Raw genomic sequence first — 15937 nt, forward strand, 5'->3', positions numbered from 1 at the left:
TCAGTTGAGCGACGGGTCGTCCGGATAGGTGGCGACCATCGCGAGGTCGCTGCGCTGGCGGCGCAGCACCGCCCGCCAGAGCCGTTCCGGGTCCGGTGACGACACGTCGCCGGGCTCGGAGTCCACCACGTACCAGGCGCCCTCGCCCAGCTCGTTCTCCAGCTGGCCGGGGCCCCATCCGGAGTAGCCGGCGAAGATCCGCAGCGAGCCCAGGGCGGCGGCCAGCAGCTCCGGCGGCGTCTCCAGGTCGACGAGCCCGATCGCCCCGTGCACCCGGCGCCACCCGAGCGGTCCCTCCTCACCCGGGATCACGGCGATCCCGAGGGCCGAGTCCAGTCCCACCGGGCCGCCCTGGAACACCACCCCGGGGTCGCCGGCCAGCGGGGCCCAGGGCAGCAGGATGTCGACGACGCCCACCGGGGTGGGCCGGTTGAGGACGACGCCGAGCGAGCCCTGCTCGTCGTGGTCGAGCAGCAGCACCACCGCGCGGTCGAAGTTCGGGTCCGCGAGGGCGGGGGTGGCCACGAGCAGCCGCCCTGTGAGGGAGGACACCTCGGTCATGCGCACATGATCCCGCATATCGGCCCCCGACGGGGAGCCGGGGACGGCATCCGATCGCGACGGGATCGCCGGCGCGCTCCGGGAAGTTCCCCGAACGGCCCACGATGCGACCCCGAACGGCCGCGATCGGCCCGGAATGCGACACTCCGCAACAGCGCGCGCACGGTGGGTGCCATGCGGGTGGCTGTGCCTAATTGATGACAGTCCTACGGCCGCGTCAGCCTTACGAACAAGGGGGTGGTGCCCCTTACCCTTTTCACTGGCCCCTGCCCACACTCCCCCGATCGCCGGGGAGTACCTCTTCGGAACGCGAGATCCATGACCGGCACTGACGATGTCCTGCTTGTCCACGGCGGTACCCCGCTCGAGGGCGAGATCCGTGTCCGCGGCGCGAAGAACCTCGTGCCGAAGGCCATGGTGGCCGCTCTGCTCGGCAGCGCCCCCAGCCGGCTGCGCAACGTGCCCGACATCCGTGACGTCCGCGTCGTCCGCGGCCTGCTCCAGCTGCACGGCGTCACCGTGCGCCCCGGCGAGGAGCCGGGCGAGCTGATCCTCGACCCCACGTACGTCGAGGCCGCCAACGTCGCCGACATCGACGCGCACGCGGGTTCCTCCCGGATCCCGATCCTGTTCTGCGGCCCGCTGCTGCACCGCCTCGGCCACGCCTTCATCCCCGGCCTCGGCGGATGCGACATCGGCGGCCGTCCCATCGACTTCCACTTCGACGTGCTCCGCCAGTTCGGCGCGACCATCGAGAAGCGCGAAGGCGGCCAGTACCTGGAGGCGCCGCAGCGCCTGCGCGGCTGCAAGATCCGGCTGCCTTACCCCTCGGTCGGTTCGACCGAACAGGTGCTCCTGACGGCCGTCCTGGCCGAAGGCGTCACCGAGCTCAGCAACGCCGCCGTCGAACCGGAGATCGAAGACCTCATCTGCGTCCTGCAGAAAATGGGCGCGATCATCTCCCTCGACACCGACCGGACCATCCGCATCACCGGTGTGGACGAGCTCACCGGCTACAACCACAAGGCGCTCCCGGACCGCCTGGAAGCCGCCTCCTGGGCTTCCGCGGCGCTGGCCACCGGCGGCAACATCTACGTCCGCGGCGCGCAGCAGCGCTCGATGATGACGTTCCTGAACACCTTCCGGCGGGTAGGCGGCGCGTTCGAGATCGACGACGAGGGCATCCGCTTCTGGCACCCGGGCGGCCCGCTCAAGGCCATCGCGCTGGAGACGGACGTGCACCCCGGCTTCCAGACCGACTGGCAGCAGCCGCTGGTCGTCGCCCTGACGCAGGCCTCGGGCCTGTCCATCGTGCACGAGACGGTGTACGAGTCGCGGCTCGGATTCACCTCCGCGCTCAACCAGATGGGTGCACACATCCAGCTGTACCGGGAGTGCCTGGGCGGCTCGGCGTGCCGCTTCGGGCAGCGCAACTTCCTGCACTCGGCGGTCGTGTCAGGCCCCACCAAGCTGCAGGGCGCCGATCTGGTCATTCCCGACCTGCGCGGCGGGTTCTCGTACCTGATCGCGGCGCTGGCGGCCGAGGGCACCTCGCGGGTGCACGGCATCGACCTCATCAACCGCGGCTACGAGAACTTCATGGAGAAGCTCGTGGAGCTGGGCGCCAAGGTCGAACTGCCGAACGGCGACCTCGTCTAGGGCGCACGCTCGTGCCCGGGGCCCGCCGAGGGCCCCGGGAAGGCCGAAGGGCGGCCACTCCCGTACGGGGGTGGCCGCCCTTGGCGGTTGTGCGTACCACTGCCGTCCCGGGGGCCTGCGCGGCCCCCGGCACAAGGGCGGTACTACTTGCCCTTGGCGGCTTCCTTGAGCTTGGAGCCCGCGGAGACCTTCACGCTGTAGCCGGCCGGGATCTGGATGGGGTCGCCGGTCTGCGGGTTGCGCGCGGTGCGAGCGGCACGGTGGGTGCGCTCGAAGGTCAGGAAGCCGGGGATGGTGACCTTCTCGTCGCCCTTGGCGACGATCTCGCCGACGGTCTCGGCGAGCGCGGCCAGAACGGCGTCGGCGTCCTTGCGGGTCACCTCGGCGCGCTCGGACAGAGCGGCCACCAGCTCACTGCGGTTCATGTTGTACTCCCGTGTTCAACTTGCCTTAGAGGCGTGAGATCGAAGCCGATGCTGCCAGGGCCCTCGGACAGTCCCCGGACCCGGGTCTGAACGTCAGACCCTCTCGCCCGGTTACGCATCCTGCCCCCACCAGCGGCGGGAAAGCCAATCCGGCACCCGCCAGGGTCACACGAAAAGCGCCACAGTCACGCCGCGGTGACGCTCCGTCCGCACCTGTCGTTCCGGTGGATGCGGACCGCGGGCCCCGCGGGCATCCCCGCAACCCTAGAGGCGCCCGGCCGGGCCCGCATCCCGCGACGCGCCGGTATCAGGCGGAGGTGGGTGCCGTCACAGAGGCGGAGGCGGCCTTGCGGACGGCTCCGGCGACCGCCCCCGCGACCTTGTCGTTGAACACCGACGGGATGATGTAGTTCGCGTTGAGCTCGTCCTCGCCGACGACGTCGGCCAGCGCGGTGGCCGCGGCCAGCATCATGCCCGTGTCCACGGTGCGCGACTGGGCGTCCAGCAGGCCGCGGAAGACGCCCGGGAAGACCAGCACGTTGTTGATCTGGTTGGGGAAGTCGGAGCGGCCGGTGGCCACGACGGCGGCGGTCTGGCGGGCGACGGCCGGGTCCACCTCCGGGTCCGGGTTCGCGAGCGCGAACACGATCGCGCCCTGCGCCATGGCGGCCACGTCGTCGCCGTTGAGGACGTTCGGGGCCGAGACGCCGATGAACACGTCGGCGCCGACGACGGCCTCCTTGAGGGTGCCGGTGTAACCCTCGGGGTTGGTGTTGTCGGCGATCCAGCGCAGCGGGGAGTCGGGGGCGGCGTCGACGAGGTCGGGGCGGTCCGCGTGCACGACACCGTTGATGTCGGCGCTGACGGCGTTCTTCACCCCGGCCGCCAGGAGCAGCTTGAGGATGGCGGTGCCGGCCGCGCCGGCGCCCGACATGACCACCTTGACGTCGCCAACTGCCTTGCCCACGACGCGAAGTGCGTTGGTCAGGGCGGCGAGGACGACGATGGCGGTTCCGTGCTGGTCGTCGTGGAAGACGGGGATGTCGAGGGCCTCGCGCAGCCGGGCCTCGATCTCGAAGCAGCGCGGCGCGGAGATGTCCTCCAGGTTGATGCCGGCGAAGCCGGGGGCGATGGCCTTGACGGCGGCGACGATCTCGTCACTGTCCTGCGTGTCGAGGCAGATCGGCCAGGCGTCGATGCCGGCGAAGCGCTTGAAGAGGGCCGCCTTGCCCTCCATGACGGGCAGCGCGGCCATCGGGCCGATGTTGCCGAGGCCCAGTACGGCGGAGCCGTCCGTCACGACTGCGACGGAGTTGCGCTTGATGGTCAGGCGGCGCGCGTCCTCGGGGTTCTCGGCGATGGCCGTGCAGACGCGGGCGACACCCGGGGTGTAGATCATCGAGAGGTCGTCGCGGTTGCGGATGGGGTGCTTGGACGACATCTCGATCTTGCCGCCGAGGTGCATCAGGAAGGTTCGGTCGGAGACCTTGCCCAGGCTGACGCCCTCGATGCCGCGCAGCTTCTCCACGATCTCGTCCGCGTGCGCGGTGGAGGTCGCGGCGATGGTGACGTCGATACGGAGCTTCTCGTGACCCGACGCGGTGACGTCGAGGCCGGTGACGGATCCTCCGGACGACTCCACGGCGGTGGTGAGCTGGGAGACCGCGGTTCCGCTCGCGGGCACTTCCAAGCGGACCGTCATCGAGTACGAGACGCTGGGCGCCGTTGCCATGGCCGTGTTCCTCTTCTGTCCCTGGTTTTTCTGTACACAGGGCCCCGCTGCACGACAGGTGCGGCAGGACCTGTTGTCCGATCGTCCCACCTACCGGCCGGTATAAGGTAACCAGCTACAAATTTCGGAAGAACTCTTCCACCATACGAGATTTAGCGGCTGCGCGGAACCCTGTATGGACCACGCAAAACAGGTCTGCCCCTCCGCGACGGCGGAGGGGCAGACCTGTCTTCACGTTGAAACACCGACCCGCCATGCTCGCCTCGCGGCAAGTGGTCGCTCTAGGCGACGAAGGTTGGGCCCGGGGGCTTGGATCGAGCCGGTGTCGTACCCAGGCTAACAAAGGATCGCCGAATGCGATCCCCCTCCCGGCCGTTGTTCCCGCCACCACACCCCCGGCCGCGGGCCATCCGGCCCAGTGGCCCGCGCCGCACCGGCGTCCGGCCGCGCCCTCAGCCGGCGTCCGGGGCCAGGAGCGAGGGCACGCCACAGGCGTCGGGCGCGTCCCGGGAGGTGGAGACCACCGTCAGCTGCTGCGTCGCGCGCGTCAGCGCCACGTACAGCACCCTCAGCCCGGCCGGCGACTCGTCGGCGATCTCCGCCGGGGAGACGACCACCGTGGCGTCGTACTCCAGTCCCTTCGCCTCCAGGCTGCCCAGCGCCACCGCCCGCTCGCCGAGGTCCGCCAGCCACCCGGCGGCCTCCGCGCGCCGGTCCATGGCCACGACCACGCCGACCGTGCCGTCCACCTGCTCCAGCAGCCGCCGGGTCTCCTCCCGTACCGCACGGCCCAGGTCGCCCTCGGCGGCCGTGAAACGGGGCTCCAGGCCCGTCGAACGGACCGCGCGCGGCGGCTCCATCCCCGGCATCGCCCGGCGCAGCACGCGGGAGGCGACCTCCGCGACCTCCGCCGGGTTGCGGTAGTTCACGGTCAGGGTGAACCGGCGGCGCGGCCGGGACCCCAACGCCTCGTCACGCGCCGCGGCCGCCTCCTGCGGGTCCGTCCAGGAGGACTGGGCCGGGTCGCCGACCACCGTCCACGTCCCGTGCCGGCCCCGGCGGCCCACCATCCGCCACTGCATCGGCGTCAGGTCCTGCGCCTCGTCCACGATGACGTGCGCGTACTCGGTGCGCTCCGCCGCGATCCGCTCGGCCCGCTCCCACTGGGTCTCCTCGCGGGTCGGCATCAGCTCCTCCACCCCGCTGAGCTGGTCCAACGGGTCGAACTCCCGCTTGCGGCGGGGCCGCGCGGGCGCGCCCAGCAGCTGCTGGAGCTCGTCCAGCAGCGCCACGTCGTGCACCGACAGCGGCCCCTTGCCGTCCGGGCCGGTCCGGCGCAGCGAACGCGCCAGCTGGCGGACCTCGCGCGGGTTGAGGTCCCGGCGCGACCAGCGGCCGAGCTTGCGCTCGTCGGCCATCGCGGCCAGCACCCCGCGCGGGGTCAGCTCGGGCCACCAGGCGTTCAGGAAGTCGATGAAGGAGTCTTCGGTGGAGATGTCCTCGTCGAACGCGGAGCGCAGTTCGGCGGCCAGCTCCGGGTCGCTGTGCCGCCCGTTGGCGCCGGACTTCGCGTACAGGGCGTCCAGCAGCAGCTTGCGGGCGCGCGGACGCAGCAGGTTGACCGGCGCGGTGCCGCCGAGCACGTTCTGCCGGATGCGGTTCAGTTCGTCGGCCTCCAGCTCCTGGCGCCGCCCGAAGGCCACGACCCGCAGCCGGTCGGGGGCCCCGCCCCCGCCGGCACCGCCGAGCTCCAGCGCGCCCCGGACCGCCTTGCGGAGCACCTTGAGCATCCGGGAGGAGCCCTTGATGCGGGCCACGGCCGGCTCGTCGTACGTCGTCGCCTCCGCCCCGTCGACGAGCGAGCCCAGCGCCCGGATGGCGACCTGCCCCTCCTCGCCGAGGGAGGGCAGCACGCCCTCGGTGTACGCGACGAGCAGCGGCGTCGGCGAGACGATGAGGATGCCACCCGAGTAGCGCCGCCGGTCCTGGTAGAGCAGGTAGGCGGCGCGGTGCAGGGCCACCGCCGTCTTCCCGGTGCCGGGGCCGCCCGCCACCTCCGCGACGGACGCGGCGGGGGCCCGGATGACCAGGTCCTGCTCGGCCTGGATGGAGGAGACGATGTCCCGCATGGAGTGCGTACGGGCCCGGCCGAGCGCGGCCATCAGCGCGCCGTCGCCGATGACGGGCAGCTCGTGCCCGTCGAGGAAGGCAGTGACCTCCGGGCGCATCAGGTCGTCCTCGACGCCGAGGACCTTGCGGCCCTTGGAGCGGATCACGCGGCGGCGTACCACCCGGCCCGGGTCCTTCGGCGTGGACCGGTAGAACGGCGCTGCCGCCGGGGCCCGCCAGTCGATGACCAGCGGCGCGTAGTCGGAGTCGAGTACGCCGATGCGCCCGATGTGCAGGGTCTCGGCGATGTCGGCGGTGAGATCGTCGCGGATGGCGTCGTCGGCGGGTTCCACCGAGGTGTACGCGCCGTCGGGGCCGCGTTCGCCGTCCTTGCCGAGGACCAGGTCGACGCGGCCGAACAGGAAGTCCTCGAACTCGTTGTTCAGCCGGTTGAGGTGGATCCCGGCGCGGAAGACCTGCGCGTCGCGCTCGGCGAGCGCGCCGGGCGTGCCGACCTGCCCGCGCTTGGCGGCGTCGTTCATCAGGAACTCGGCCTCGTGGATCTTCTCCTCAAGGCGTCGGTACACCCGGTCGAGATGCGTCTGCTCGACCGCGATCTCCCGATCGCGGACGGAATCCGCCGTGCTGTCGACAGCGGCATTCTGCGCGGCCACCAAGGCCCCCTTCTGACGTGCATGGGCGACCGTCAACCGTACGCGAAGCGGGGCCGGGTCCGCACGCCCGTTCCGGGACCGTCGGCGGATCGCCGCCTGCGGGCCGGTCCCGCGCTACGCCGATCCGGCCGCCAGGACCCGCCGGCGGTGGCGGGCGACGCGTTCGCGGTTGCCGCACAGCTCGCTGGAGCACCAGCGGCGCCGGTGGCCGCGCGAGGTGTCGAGGTAGACGCGGTCGCAGCCCTCGCCCTCGCAGGCGCGCAGCAGCGCCCGGTCGCCGGGGTCGGTGAGCAGCTCGACGGTGTCCCGGGCGACGGCGGCGAGCAGCCCGGCGCACTCGACCCCGCCGCACAACTCCCGCACGAGGTGCCCGTCTTGGTCCCGCACCGCACACAGCCCCGGGGGTGGACCGGCGGCCGCCGCGTTGACCCGGGCCAGCGCCTCCTCGTCGGGCGCGGCCCCGTACAGCTCGGCCCGTACGAGACTCCCCACATCGGCCCGCAGCTGCCGGAAGGCCCCGACCCAGTCGGGCCCGACCCGCCCCAGCGGCGTCCGGTCGGGCACCAGCCCGGCTCCGACGAGCCACAGCCGAAGCTCGTCGCCGTCCCGGATGCCTTCGGCGTCCCGCCGCGGGGCGGAGGTGGCCAGCAGGTCCAGGCAGACCCGCCCGGAGTCGAACCACATACCGGTCACCGCCTCGGTTGCCGTGGGCCGCCTCCCCAGAGTGCCCGTCGGCTGCCCGGTCGGCTAGGTCCTGTCCGGGGGATCTTTGAGCAATGGCCCGCGGGGGCCGGGACCTAGTGGGCGGGCGGCGGATCGTCGTGCAGCAGCCGCTGGAACATGCAGTGGTCGCGCCAGGCACCGTTGATGTGCAGGTAGCGCGGCGCGAGGCCGAACTGCTCGAAGCCGGCTTTGGCGAGGACCCGTTGGGAGGCCACGTTGTCGACGAGCGTGCCGGCCTCGACCCGGTGCAGCCCGACCTCGTCGCGGGCGATCCGGCAGACCTCCTCCAGGGCGGCGGTGGCCAGCCCCTTCCCGGCCCGCTCCCGGTCGACCCAGTAGCCCACGCCGCCGCTGCGGAAGGGACCGAGCTCGATGCGGCCGAGGTTGATGGCGCCGACGGGCGTGTCGCCCGCGACGAGTACGAACGGCAGCAGCCGCCCGGCGTCCCGGTCGGCCAGCAGCGCCTCTATCCGCTCCCGCTGCCCGGCCTCGGTGTAGAAGCCCTCGGGCCGCCGCGGCTCGAACGGTGCCATGTAGGCCCGGTTCCGCGCCAGCGTGTCGGCCAGCCCTGCGGCGTCATCGATGGTGACGCCCCTCATCTCCACCCCGTTGATCATCACCGCGGCACGCTAACCCACCCCCGCCACCAAGACCACCCCCCGCTCCAGCCCCCACCGGCCCTCAAGACCCCGAACCCGCACAACCGCCCCCGCCGGCCCTTGGGGGCCCACATTCCCCACCCTCGCCCGCGTTTGAGGCGCCGGGCCCGCACTACCACCCCCGCCACCACTTCAGGCGCCGGGCCCGCACCACCAGCCCCGCCGGCGTTTGGGGCGCGGGGTCCGGGGCGGAGCCCCGGGGAGCCCGGCGCAGCCGGGGCCGCCCCGCGCGACGGCGCCGCAGACGGCCCCCTCACACCGCCGGCGGCACATGGCCCGGGTCCAGCGACAGCCGGTACCCCCGCTTCACCACCGTCTGGATCAGCCTCGGCACCCCCAGCGCCGCCCTGAGCCGCGCCATCGCCGTCTCCACGGCGTGCTCGTCCCGCCCCGCCCCCGGCAGCACCCGCAGCAGGTCCGCCCGCGCCACCACCCAGCCCGGCCGCCGCGCCAGCGCGTCCAGCAGCGCCATCCCCGCCGGAGGCACCGGCCGCAGCTCCCCGTCGACGAGCACCCCGTGGCCCCGGATCTCCAGCCGGTGCCCCGCCACCGGCAGGACCCTGGCCCGCCCCGGCAGCTCCCGGCACAGCACCTGCACCAGCGGCCCGATCCGGAACCGCTCCGGCTGCACCGTCGCCACGCCCTCCCCCTGGAGCGGCAGTGCCGTCACGGGCCCCACGCACGCCGACAGGACGTCCCCGCGCAGCGCCTCCAGGACCGCCTCCCGCATCCCCCGTTCGCCGGCCCGGGACAGCAGCGAGGCCGCCGCCGGGGCCGAGGTGAAGGTGACGGCGTCGACCCCGCCGGTGGCGACCGCGTCCAGGAGCCGGTCCAGCGGGCCGAGGTCCTGCGGCGGCATCCACCGGTACACCGGTACGACCACCACCTCCGCCCCGCCCGCGCGCAGCGTCTCGACGAACCCCGGCAGCGGCTCCCCGTGGAGCTGGAGCGCGATGCGCCGGCCGGCGACTCCCCCGTCGAGCAGCCGGTCCAGCACCTCCGCCAGCGACTCCGACCGCGGTGACCAGGACTCCACCAGCCCCGCGGCCCGGACGGCGCCCTTGACCTTCGGCCCGCGCGCCAGCAGTTCGGTGGTGCGCAGCCGCTCCAGCAGTTCCTCGCCGATCCCCCAGCCGTCGGCGGCCTCGATCCAGCCGCGGAACCCGATCGCGGTGGTGGCGACGACCACGTCCGGCGTACGCAGGATCAACTCCTTGGTCGCGGCCATCAGTTCCCCGTCGTCGGCCAGGGGAACGATCCGCAGGGCCGGGGCGTGCAGCACGGTCGCCCCGCGCCGGCGCAGCAGCGCGATCAGCTCGTCGGCGCGGCGGGCGGCGGTGACCCCGACGGTGAACCCGGAGAGGGGGCCGGTGGCCGTTTCCGTGGCGGCGTCGTCGTCCATAGTCGTGTCCTGCCTCGCGCATGGGTTTTCACGTGTGTCGCTCAACGGGGACCGAGCCTGCCAAATCGCCGTGACGGGCTCGGTTCCACCGTATTTCGCGGCCGTTAACCCCCGTTACACCGAGGTGAGCTGCTGCTTCGCCGCCGCCCCGGCCACCGGCAGCGCCCCGGCGGCCGGCCGCCGAAGGTATACCGCCCAGGTCACGGCGCAGCACACGGCGTAGAAACCGAGGAAGGTGACGAACGCGGCGGTGCCCGATCCGGAGTCCGTGAACGTCTCGCGGAACACCAGGTTGATGCCGAGCCCGCCGAGCGCCCCCACGGCCCCGATCAGGCCCATGGACGCCCCGGAGAGCCGGCGTCCCCAGGCCGCGGCGGCCTCGCCCGTCATCCCGCGGGCCACTGCCTTCGCCTGGAAGATCCCGGGGATCATCTTGTACGCGGAGCCGTTGCCGAGGCCGCTCAGCGCGAACAGGGCCACGAACCCGACGAGGAACACCGGCAGCGACTCGCGGACCGAGGCCAGTACGACCAGGCCCGTCGCCCCCGCCATCGCCACGAACGTCGCCAGGGTGATCCGCGCCCCGCCCAGCCGGTCGGCGAGCGCCCCGCCCACCGGGCGGGCCAGCGAGCCGAGCAGCGGCCCGATGAAGGTGAGGGAGGCGGCCTGCAACGGGGTGCGCCCGAACTGGGTCTGCAGTACCAGCCCGAAGGCGAAGCTGTAGCCGATGAAGGAGCCGAAGGTGCCCACGTAGAGGAACGCCATGATCCAGGTGTGCGGGTCACGCGCCGCGTCCCGCACGGCGCCCGCGTCACGGCGTACCGGCGCCAGGTTGTCCATGCGTACGAGGGCCAGCGCCGCGGCGGCGACGATCAGCGGGACGTACGCCGCGAGCAGCAGCCGCGGGTGCCCGGCCCCGGCGGTCCCGATCACCAGCAGGGCGGCGAGCTGCACCACCGGTACGCCGATGTTCCCGCCGCCCGCGTTCAGCCCGAGTGCCCAGCCCTTCTTGCGGAGCGGGAAGAAGGCGTTGATGTTGGTCATGGACGAGGCGAAGTTCCCGCCGCCCACGCCCGTCAGCGCGGCGACGGCGACGAAGACCCCGTACGGGGTGCCGGGTTCCATCACCACGAGCGCGGCCACGGTCGGCGCGAGGAGCAGGGCCGCGCTGACGACCGTCCAGTTGCGGCCGCCGAAGCGGGCGACGGCGAAGGTGTACGGGACGCGCACCACGGCACCGACGGCGGTGGCGGTCGCGATGAGGAAGAACTTGCCCGCGGGGTCGATCCCGTACGCGGGGCCCATGAAGAGCACCATCACGGACCAGAGCGACCAGATGGAGAACCCGATGTGCTCGCAGAGCACGGAGTACAGCAGGTTCCGCTTGGCGGTCTTCTCCCCGGTCTCCTTCCAGAACGTCTCGTCCTCGGGGTCCCACCGCTCGATCCAGCGGCCCCTTTCGCGCGGTGCGGTCGTACCGGTGCTCATCACACGCCTCCACAGCTGTCGCGTCCGTGGGAAGACCGTAGGAGCGGCGCGTTTCGGCTCCGGTCCCCGGCTGATGACCGCCGGGATACCTTGCTCTCACCCGCCGCCGGGGGCGTCTGTGAGCGCGGCCGGACGCCAGGCGCCCGGGGGGACGTCGAGCCATCCGCGGGCGGCCGCGCCGGCGGCCGCCGCCTCGTGCAGGGCGTCGAGGCCGGGGTGGGTGAAGTTTTTGCGCCACACCATCGACAGCGGGGACAGCGGCACCGGGTCGACCAGGGGCCGTTTCGCGCAGCCCGGCATGTCGGGGAAGTCGACGGTGACCAGGACCGGGTTGCGGGTCTTGGCCATGACCCGGCGGAACTCGTCCTTGCCGACGGCCACGGGCGCCGGCGGCGCCATCACGATGCCCCGCCCGGCGAAGAGTTCACGCGCGAGCCCGGTCCACTCCAGGGTCCGCGGGTTCCCGGCTCCGGCGTACACGCTCTCCCCGGCCAGCGCCGACAGCGGTACGTCGGCGTGCACGGCCAGCGCGTGCCCCTCGGGCAGCAGCACGGCGAGCGGCTCGTAGCGTACGGGCCGGTGTGCGAGGCGGGCGCGCAGGGCGGGGGCCAGGCCGTCGGCGTACCCGAAGGAGACGTCCAGGCGCCCGGCGGCGATCTCGGCGGCGGCGTGCGTGAGGCCGCTCTCGAAGCGGGCCATCAGCTCGCAGGCGGGGGCGAGTTCGCGGGCGCGTTCCAAGACGGTGCGGGCGGTGCTCGGGCCGTCGGTGTTCAGGTCGACGAGCAGCGCCCGGGGTCCGGTGAAGGCGGCGGCCAGCTCCTCGTGCGCGGCGAGCACCTTGCGCGCCGGCGCCAGCAGCCGCTCCCCGTCGGCGGTCAGTTCCACGGCCCGGGTGGTGCGCAGGAACAGGGTGGTGCCGAGGAGCCGTTCGAGGCGCCGTACGTCCCTGCTCAGCGCCTGCTGCGCGACGTACAGGCGGGCCGCGGCGCGGGTGAAGTGACGGTCTTCGGCGACGGCGACGAACCCGCGCAGCAGCCGGGGTTCCACATCACGGGGGATCACCCGGGGAGACTAACAACACGGGGCGGTGAATGGCTCCGGAACAGGTGTTGGACCCCGTGGGCCGCCCGGCCGGAGGCTGTTCCCATGCCGTACGCCACCTCCGCCCCCCGTATGACCGTCTCCGGCTCCACCCTCGTCCACGTCTCCTTCTCCAGGCGCCCCTCGCGCCCCTCGCGCCCCTCGGTCCCTGTGGGCCCCGCGGGCTTCGGGCCGTTGCGCCGGACTCCGCCCGGTGAAGGCCGGGCGGGGGCACCCGGCCCCTACCGGCGGCTGTTCGCGCTGCCCGGGGCGCGGGCCTTCACCGCCGGGAACCTCCTCGCCCGGCTGCCCATGGGGATGTTCGGGGTCAGCGCGGTGATGATGATCGCCGGGCAGCGGGGTTCGTACGCCCTGGCCGGCGCCGTCACCGCGACGGGCATGGCGGCCACCGCGCTGGCCGCGCCCTGGACGGCCCGGTTGGTCGACCGCCACGGCCAGGCCCGGGTCGCCGTCCCGGCCACGCTGATCGCGGTCCTCGGCTCGCTCGCGCTGGTCCTGGGCGTCCGTACCCACGCACCGGCCTGGACGCTGTTCGCCTCGTACGCGGCGACCGCCACCACCCCCAACATCGGCGGGATGTCCCGCGCCCGCTGGACCCACCTGCTGCGCGACCGGCCCGCCGAGCACCACGCGGCGATGTCCTTCGAACAGGCCGCCGACGAGCTGTGCTTCATGCTCGGCCCGGTCGTGGCGGCGTTCCTGTGCTCGGCCGTCTTCCCCGAGGCCGGCACCCTCACGGCCGCCGCCCTGCTGCTCACCGGCATGCTGCTCTTCACGTCCCGGCGTGCCACCGAGCCCCCCGTGGCCGCGCTGCGCCCGCGCGGCTCGGCGCTGCGGGCCGTGGCTCCGCTGCTGCCGCTGTTCCTCGCCCTGGGCGTGATGTTCGGCGCGATGGAGGTCACCTCGATCGCACACCTCGGCGCCCTGGGCCTCGGCGCCGCCTCCGGGCCGGTCCTGGCGCTCCAGGCCCTCGGCTCCTGCGCGGCCGGCCTGCTCTACGGGGCGCTGCGCCCGCGCGGCCTGACCACCTGCCTCGTGGCGCTGGCCGCGGCCATGGCCCTGCCCTGGGCGGCGGCTGCCGCGGGCTCGCTGCCGCTGCTGGCCGCGGCCCTCCTCCTGGCGGGCATCGCCACCGCCCCGACGATGGTGACGGCGATGTCCCGCGTCCACCGCGTCACCCCCGAGGGCCGCCTCAACGAGGGCATGACCCTCGCGGTCACCGGGATCCTCGCCGGCATCGCCGCCGGCTCGGCCGGCGCCGGCCAGCTGATCGACCACCTCGGCCCCCCGAGCGCCTACGCCCTCCCGGCGTCCGCCGCCCTCCTGGCCCTGCTCACCTCGGCGCGGCGGTCACGCCTGGCATGACCGCGGTTCATGTACATCCAGAACAGCTCTGATGCGTCGGATCCCCTGATCCCCACCTACGCGGAGGCCGCGAGGATTTCGCGGATGACGTGCCGGGCGTTCGCCGAGATGACCGGGTTGGTCGTCCGGTAGTACGGGAGCTGGATGACCGCCATGGACAGCGCCCAGCCTCTGCTGCGGGCCCAGGTCGCGTCGTCCACGTCCACCGCCCCGCGGTACGCCGGCCGGGCCGCGGAGGGCAACAGGTTCCAGGCGGGGATGAGGTCGGTGGCCGGTTCGCCCATGCCGACGGTTCCGAAGTCGATGACCGCGCCGACGCGGTGGCCGACGAGCAGCAGGTTGCTCGGCATCAGGTCGGAGTGCGTCCAGCAGGCCGGGCCTGTCCACGGGGGCGCCGCGAGCGCCTCTTCCCAGGCCTCGGTGATCTCATCGGCGTCGAAGGGTTCGTCGGTGCGGCGCAATGCCTCGATGGCCGCCCGCACCTCCGGGTCTTGGGCGATCAGCGGCTCGCCTCCGCGGTGCGCGGGGGGACCGCCGGGGAGGTCGATACCGCGGAACGCGCGCGCGAACCCGGCGAGGTCACGCGCCACGCGTTCGGGTTCGGCCAGGTGCCCTTCGACGGGGTTGCGTCCTTCGATCCACCGGTGCACCGCCCACGCCAGGGGGTACCCCTCGCCCGGGGCGCCGGTCGCCACCACTTCCGGGACCGGCAGGGGCAGCAGCGGCGCGAGCCGCGGGAGCAGCCGTGCCTCCATCGCGATGGCGTCGTCGCCGCCGGGGCGCAGCGGCAGCCGGACGGTCAGGTCCTCTCCGAGCCGGTAGATCGCGTTGACCGTGCCCCCGGAGGCGAGTCGCGATATCGGCAGCTCCGCCCACTGCGGGAACTGAGCGCGCAGCAGCCGCCGTACCAGGCCGGCGTCGGTCCACGCTTCGTCGGCGTGCATCCTGCCCATGCCCCACCACTTTCGCGTTCGAGCCAAGAGTCTGCATGACGAAGGCCCCGCAGTCGGTGACTGCGGGGCCTTCGCCCACATGGGATGAGTGGAGATGGCGGGAATCGAACCCGCGTCCAACGGTGCAGAAGCAGGGCTTCTCCGAGCGCAGTCCGCTGCGCTTTTCTCGGCCCCGGAGATCACACGGACAAGTCTCCGACGGGCTCAGTCACTGTTTGATTTCCCTCAGGCCCCCGTGACCGGGGCTAGAGGTTTAGATCCCTAATTGACGCCAGGATCCGGACCGGGACCACTTCCGGGCTGACGCTCCTCACAGAGGCTTCAGCTCACTGTTATTAGGCAGCGAGGGTGAAGCGGGAGTTATCGCTCTTGGTGTTGGCGATTATTTTTTGCGACAGGTGGTTTACGAGATCATTGCCGCTTCCTCGGCTCGCTTCCCCTGCATCGACATCCGCTGTCGAAACCGATCATCCCCATGTTTTTTTGACAAACCGCGCTGCCCGGAGGCGGTGCGGTGCTTCGCCCATGGTACGCGAAGTGGACCACGGGATGCCAGGTGATTAACCGCGTGCCCGCCCGGGCGGGCTAGACCGTGCCCCGCTGCTTGCGGCGGATCGCCGAGATCGCGCGGTTCGTCTCGCGGGTGTCCTGCTTCTCCCGCAGCGTCTGGCGCTTGTCGTACTCCTTCTTGCCCTTCGCCAGCGCGATCTCGATCTTCGCCCGGCCGTCCTTGAAGTACAGCGTCAGCGGCACGATCGTGTGGCCCGACTCGTCCGCCTTGCGCGCCAGCTTGTCGATCTCCTCCCGGTGCATCAGGAGCTTGCGCTTGCGCCGGGCGCTGTGGTTGGTCCACGTCCCCTGGCTGTACTCCGGCACGTGCACGTTGTACAGCCAGGCCTCGTTGCCCTCCACCGACACGAAGCCGTCGACGAGGGAGGCCCGCCCCTGGCGCAGGGACTTGACCTCGGTGCCGGTGAGTACGAGACCGCACTCGTAGGTGTCGAGGATCGTGTAGTCGTGCCGCGCCTTCTTGTTCTGGGCGATCAGCTTCCGCCCTTTTTCCTTAGCCATAGTGCGGTCATTTTC

The 15937-nt window shown here is 72.6% G+C and carries 13 protein-coding genes and 1 other RNA gene; 2 read left to right on the forward strand and 12 right to left on the reverse strand.

Features of this window, described 5'->3' with window-relative positions; translation table 11 throughout:
• Entirely contained in the window at nucleotides 1–561 is a 561-nt protein-coding gene (locus IE207_RS04685; protein WP_190182662.1) for a YqgE/AlgH family protein, read from the reverse strand.
• Between the two features lie 318 nt (nucleotides 562–879).
• On the opposite strand from IE207_RS04685, the gene murA reads away from it, so the two are divergent.
• Complete coding sequence (murA, locus tag IE207_RS04690; protein ID WP_190182663.1) at nucleotides 880–2220, forward strand: UDP-N-acetylglucosamine 1-carboxyvinyltransferase; 1341 nt, start codon at nucleotides 880–882, stop codon at nucleotides 2218–2220.
• A 143-nt stretch (nucleotides 2221–2363) separates the two neighbouring features.
• Here the strand turns inward: murA and IE207_RS04695 are convergent, their stop codons facing one another.
• From IE207_RS04695 to IE207_RS04730, 8 genes are all read right to left on the reverse strand, one after another.
• Nucleotides 2364–2645 (reverse strand): HU family DNA-binding protein, encoded by a 282-nt coding sequence (locus IE207_RS04695; RefSeq protein ID WP_007264399.1) that lies wholly within the window; start codon nucleotides 2643–2645, stop codon nucleotides 2364–2366.
• Nucleotides 2646–2952: 307 nt separating this feature from the next.
• On the reverse strand, nucleotides 2953–4377 hold the full coding sequence (locus IE207_RS04700) for an NAD-dependent malic enzyme (protein WP_190182664.1): 1425 nt from the start codon (nucleotides 4375–4377) through the stop codon (nucleotides 2953–2955).
• A 452-nt stretch (nucleotides 4378–4829) separates the two neighbouring features.
• Nucleotides 4830–7160, reverse strand: coding sequence for a HelD family protein (locus IE207_RS04705; RefSeq protein ID WP_190182665.1), 2331 nt, complete (start codon nucleotides 7158–7160; stop codon nucleotides 4830–4832).
• A 114-nt stretch (nucleotides 7161–7274) separates the two neighbouring features.
• Entirely contained in the window at nucleotides 7275–7844 is a 570-nt protein-coding gene (locus IE207_RS04710; RefSeq protein WP_190182666.1) for a CGNR zinc finger domain-containing protein, read from the reverse strand.
• A 113-nt stretch (nucleotides 7845–7957) separates the two neighbouring features.
• Nucleotides 7958–8500: a GNAT family N-acetyltransferase gene (locus IE207_RS04715; RefSeq protein WP_190182805.1), complete on the reverse strand. Its 543-nt coding sequence runs from the start codon at nucleotides 8498–8500 to the stop codon at nucleotides 7958–7960.
• A gap of 295 nt (nucleotides 8501–8795) precedes the next feature.
• Entirely contained in the window at nucleotides 8796–9944 is a 1149-nt protein-coding gene (locus IE207_RS04720) for a uroporphyrinogen-III synthase (RefSeq protein WP_190182667.1), read from the reverse strand.
• A gap of 114 nt (nucleotides 9945–10058) precedes the next feature.
• Complete coding sequence (locus IE207_RS04725) at nucleotides 10059–11432, reverse strand: MFS transporter (RefSeq protein WP_190182668.1); 1374 nt, start codon at nucleotides 11430–11432, stop codon at nucleotides 10059–10061.
• Between the two features lie 96 nt (nucleotides 11433–11528).
• Nucleotides 11529–12494 (reverse strand): LysR family transcriptional regulator, encoded by a 966-nt coding sequence (locus IE207_RS04730; protein ID WP_190182669.1) that lies wholly within the window; start codon nucleotides 12492–12494, stop codon nucleotides 11529–11531.
• A gap of 84 nt (nucleotides 12495–12578) precedes the next feature.
• Between IE207_RS04730 and IE207_RS04735 the strand changes: the two genes are divergently transcribed.
• Nucleotides 12579–13898 (forward strand): MFS transporter, encoded by a 1320-nt coding sequence (locus IE207_RS04735; RefSeq protein ID WP_229873323.1) that lies wholly within the window; start codon nucleotides 12579–12581, stop codon nucleotides 13896–13898.
• Nucleotides 13899–13954: 56 nt separating this feature from the next.
• On the opposite strand, the gene IE207_RS04740 is transcribed toward IE207_RS04735, so the two are convergent.
• The 3 genes from IE207_RS04740 to smpB all read right to left on the reverse strand — a co-directional run bounded on the left by IE207_RS04740 (nucleotide 13955) and on the right by smpB (nucleotide 15922).
• Nucleotides 13955–14842: an aminoglycoside phosphotransferase family protein gene (locus IE207_RS04740; RefSeq protein ID WP_190182807.1), complete on the reverse strand. Its 888-nt coding sequence runs from the start codon at nucleotides 14840–14842 to the stop codon at nucleotides 13955–13957.
• A 95-nt stretch (nucleotides 14843–14937) separates the two neighbouring features.
• Nucleotides 14938–15326: a transfer-messenger RNA gene (gene ssrA, locus IE207_RS04745) on the reverse strand.
• 110 nt (nucleotides 15327–15436) lie between these two features.
• Nucleotides 15437–15922 carry an SsrA-binding protein SmpB gene (gene smpB, locus IE207_RS04750; RefSeq protein ID WP_190182670.1) on the reverse strand — a complete coding sequence of 162 codons (486 nt, stop codon included), beginning with the start codon at nucleotides 15920–15922 and terminating at the stop codon, nucleotides 15437–15439.
• Between the last annotated feature and the right edge of the window lie 15 nt (nucleotides 15923–15937).

The sequence above is a fragment of the Streptomyces cirratus genome (assembly GCF_014650775.1).
GTDB classification, from domain to species: Bacteria; Actinomycetota; Actinomycetes; order Streptomycetales; family Streptomycetaceae; genus Streptomyces; species Streptomyces cirratus.

Coding starts and splice junctions, on each gene's coding strand:
- IE207_RS04685 (WP_190182662.1), bottom strand. CDS start 561: ATGACCGAGGTGTCCTCCCTCACAGGGCGGCTGCTCGTGGCCACCCCC.
- murA (WP_190182663.1), top strand. CDS start 880: ATGACCGGCACTGACGATGTCCTGCTTGTCCACGGCGGTACCCCGCTC.
- IE207_RS04695 (WP_007264399.1), bottom strand. CDS start 2,645: ATGAACCGCAGTGAGCTGGTGGCCGCTCTGTCCGAGCGCGCCGAGGTG.
- IE207_RS04700 (WP_190182664.1), bottom strand. CDS start 4,377: ATGGCAACGGCGCCCAGCGTCTCGTACTCGATGACGGTCCGCTTGGAA.
- IE207_RS04710 (WP_190182666.1), bottom strand. CDS start 7,844: ATGTGGTTCGACTCCGGGCGGGTCTGCCTGGACCTGCTGGCCACCTCC.
- IE207_RS04715 (WP_190182805.1), bottom strand. CDS start 8,500: ATGATCAACGGGGTGGAGATGAGGGGCGTCACCATCGATGACGCCGCA.
- IE207_RS04720 (WP_190182667.1), bottom strand. CDS start 9,944: ATGGACGACGACGCCGCCACGGAAACGGCCACCGGCCCCCTCTCCGGG.
- IE207_RS04725 (WP_190182668.1), bottom strand. CDS start 11,432: ATGAGCACCGGTACGACCGCACCGCGCGAAAGGGGCCGCTGGATCGAG.
- IE207_RS04735 (WP_229873323.1), top strand. CDS start 12,579: ATGCCGTACGCCACCTCCGCCCCCCGTATGACCGTCTCCGGCTCCACC.
- IE207_RS04740 (WP_190182807.1), bottom strand. CDS start 14,842: ATGCACGCCGACGAAGCGTGGACCGACGCCGGCCTGGTACGGCGGCTG.
- smpB (WP_190182670.1), bottom strand. CDS start 15,922: ATGGCTAAGGAAAAAGGGCGGAAGCTGATCGCCCAGAACAAGAAGGCG.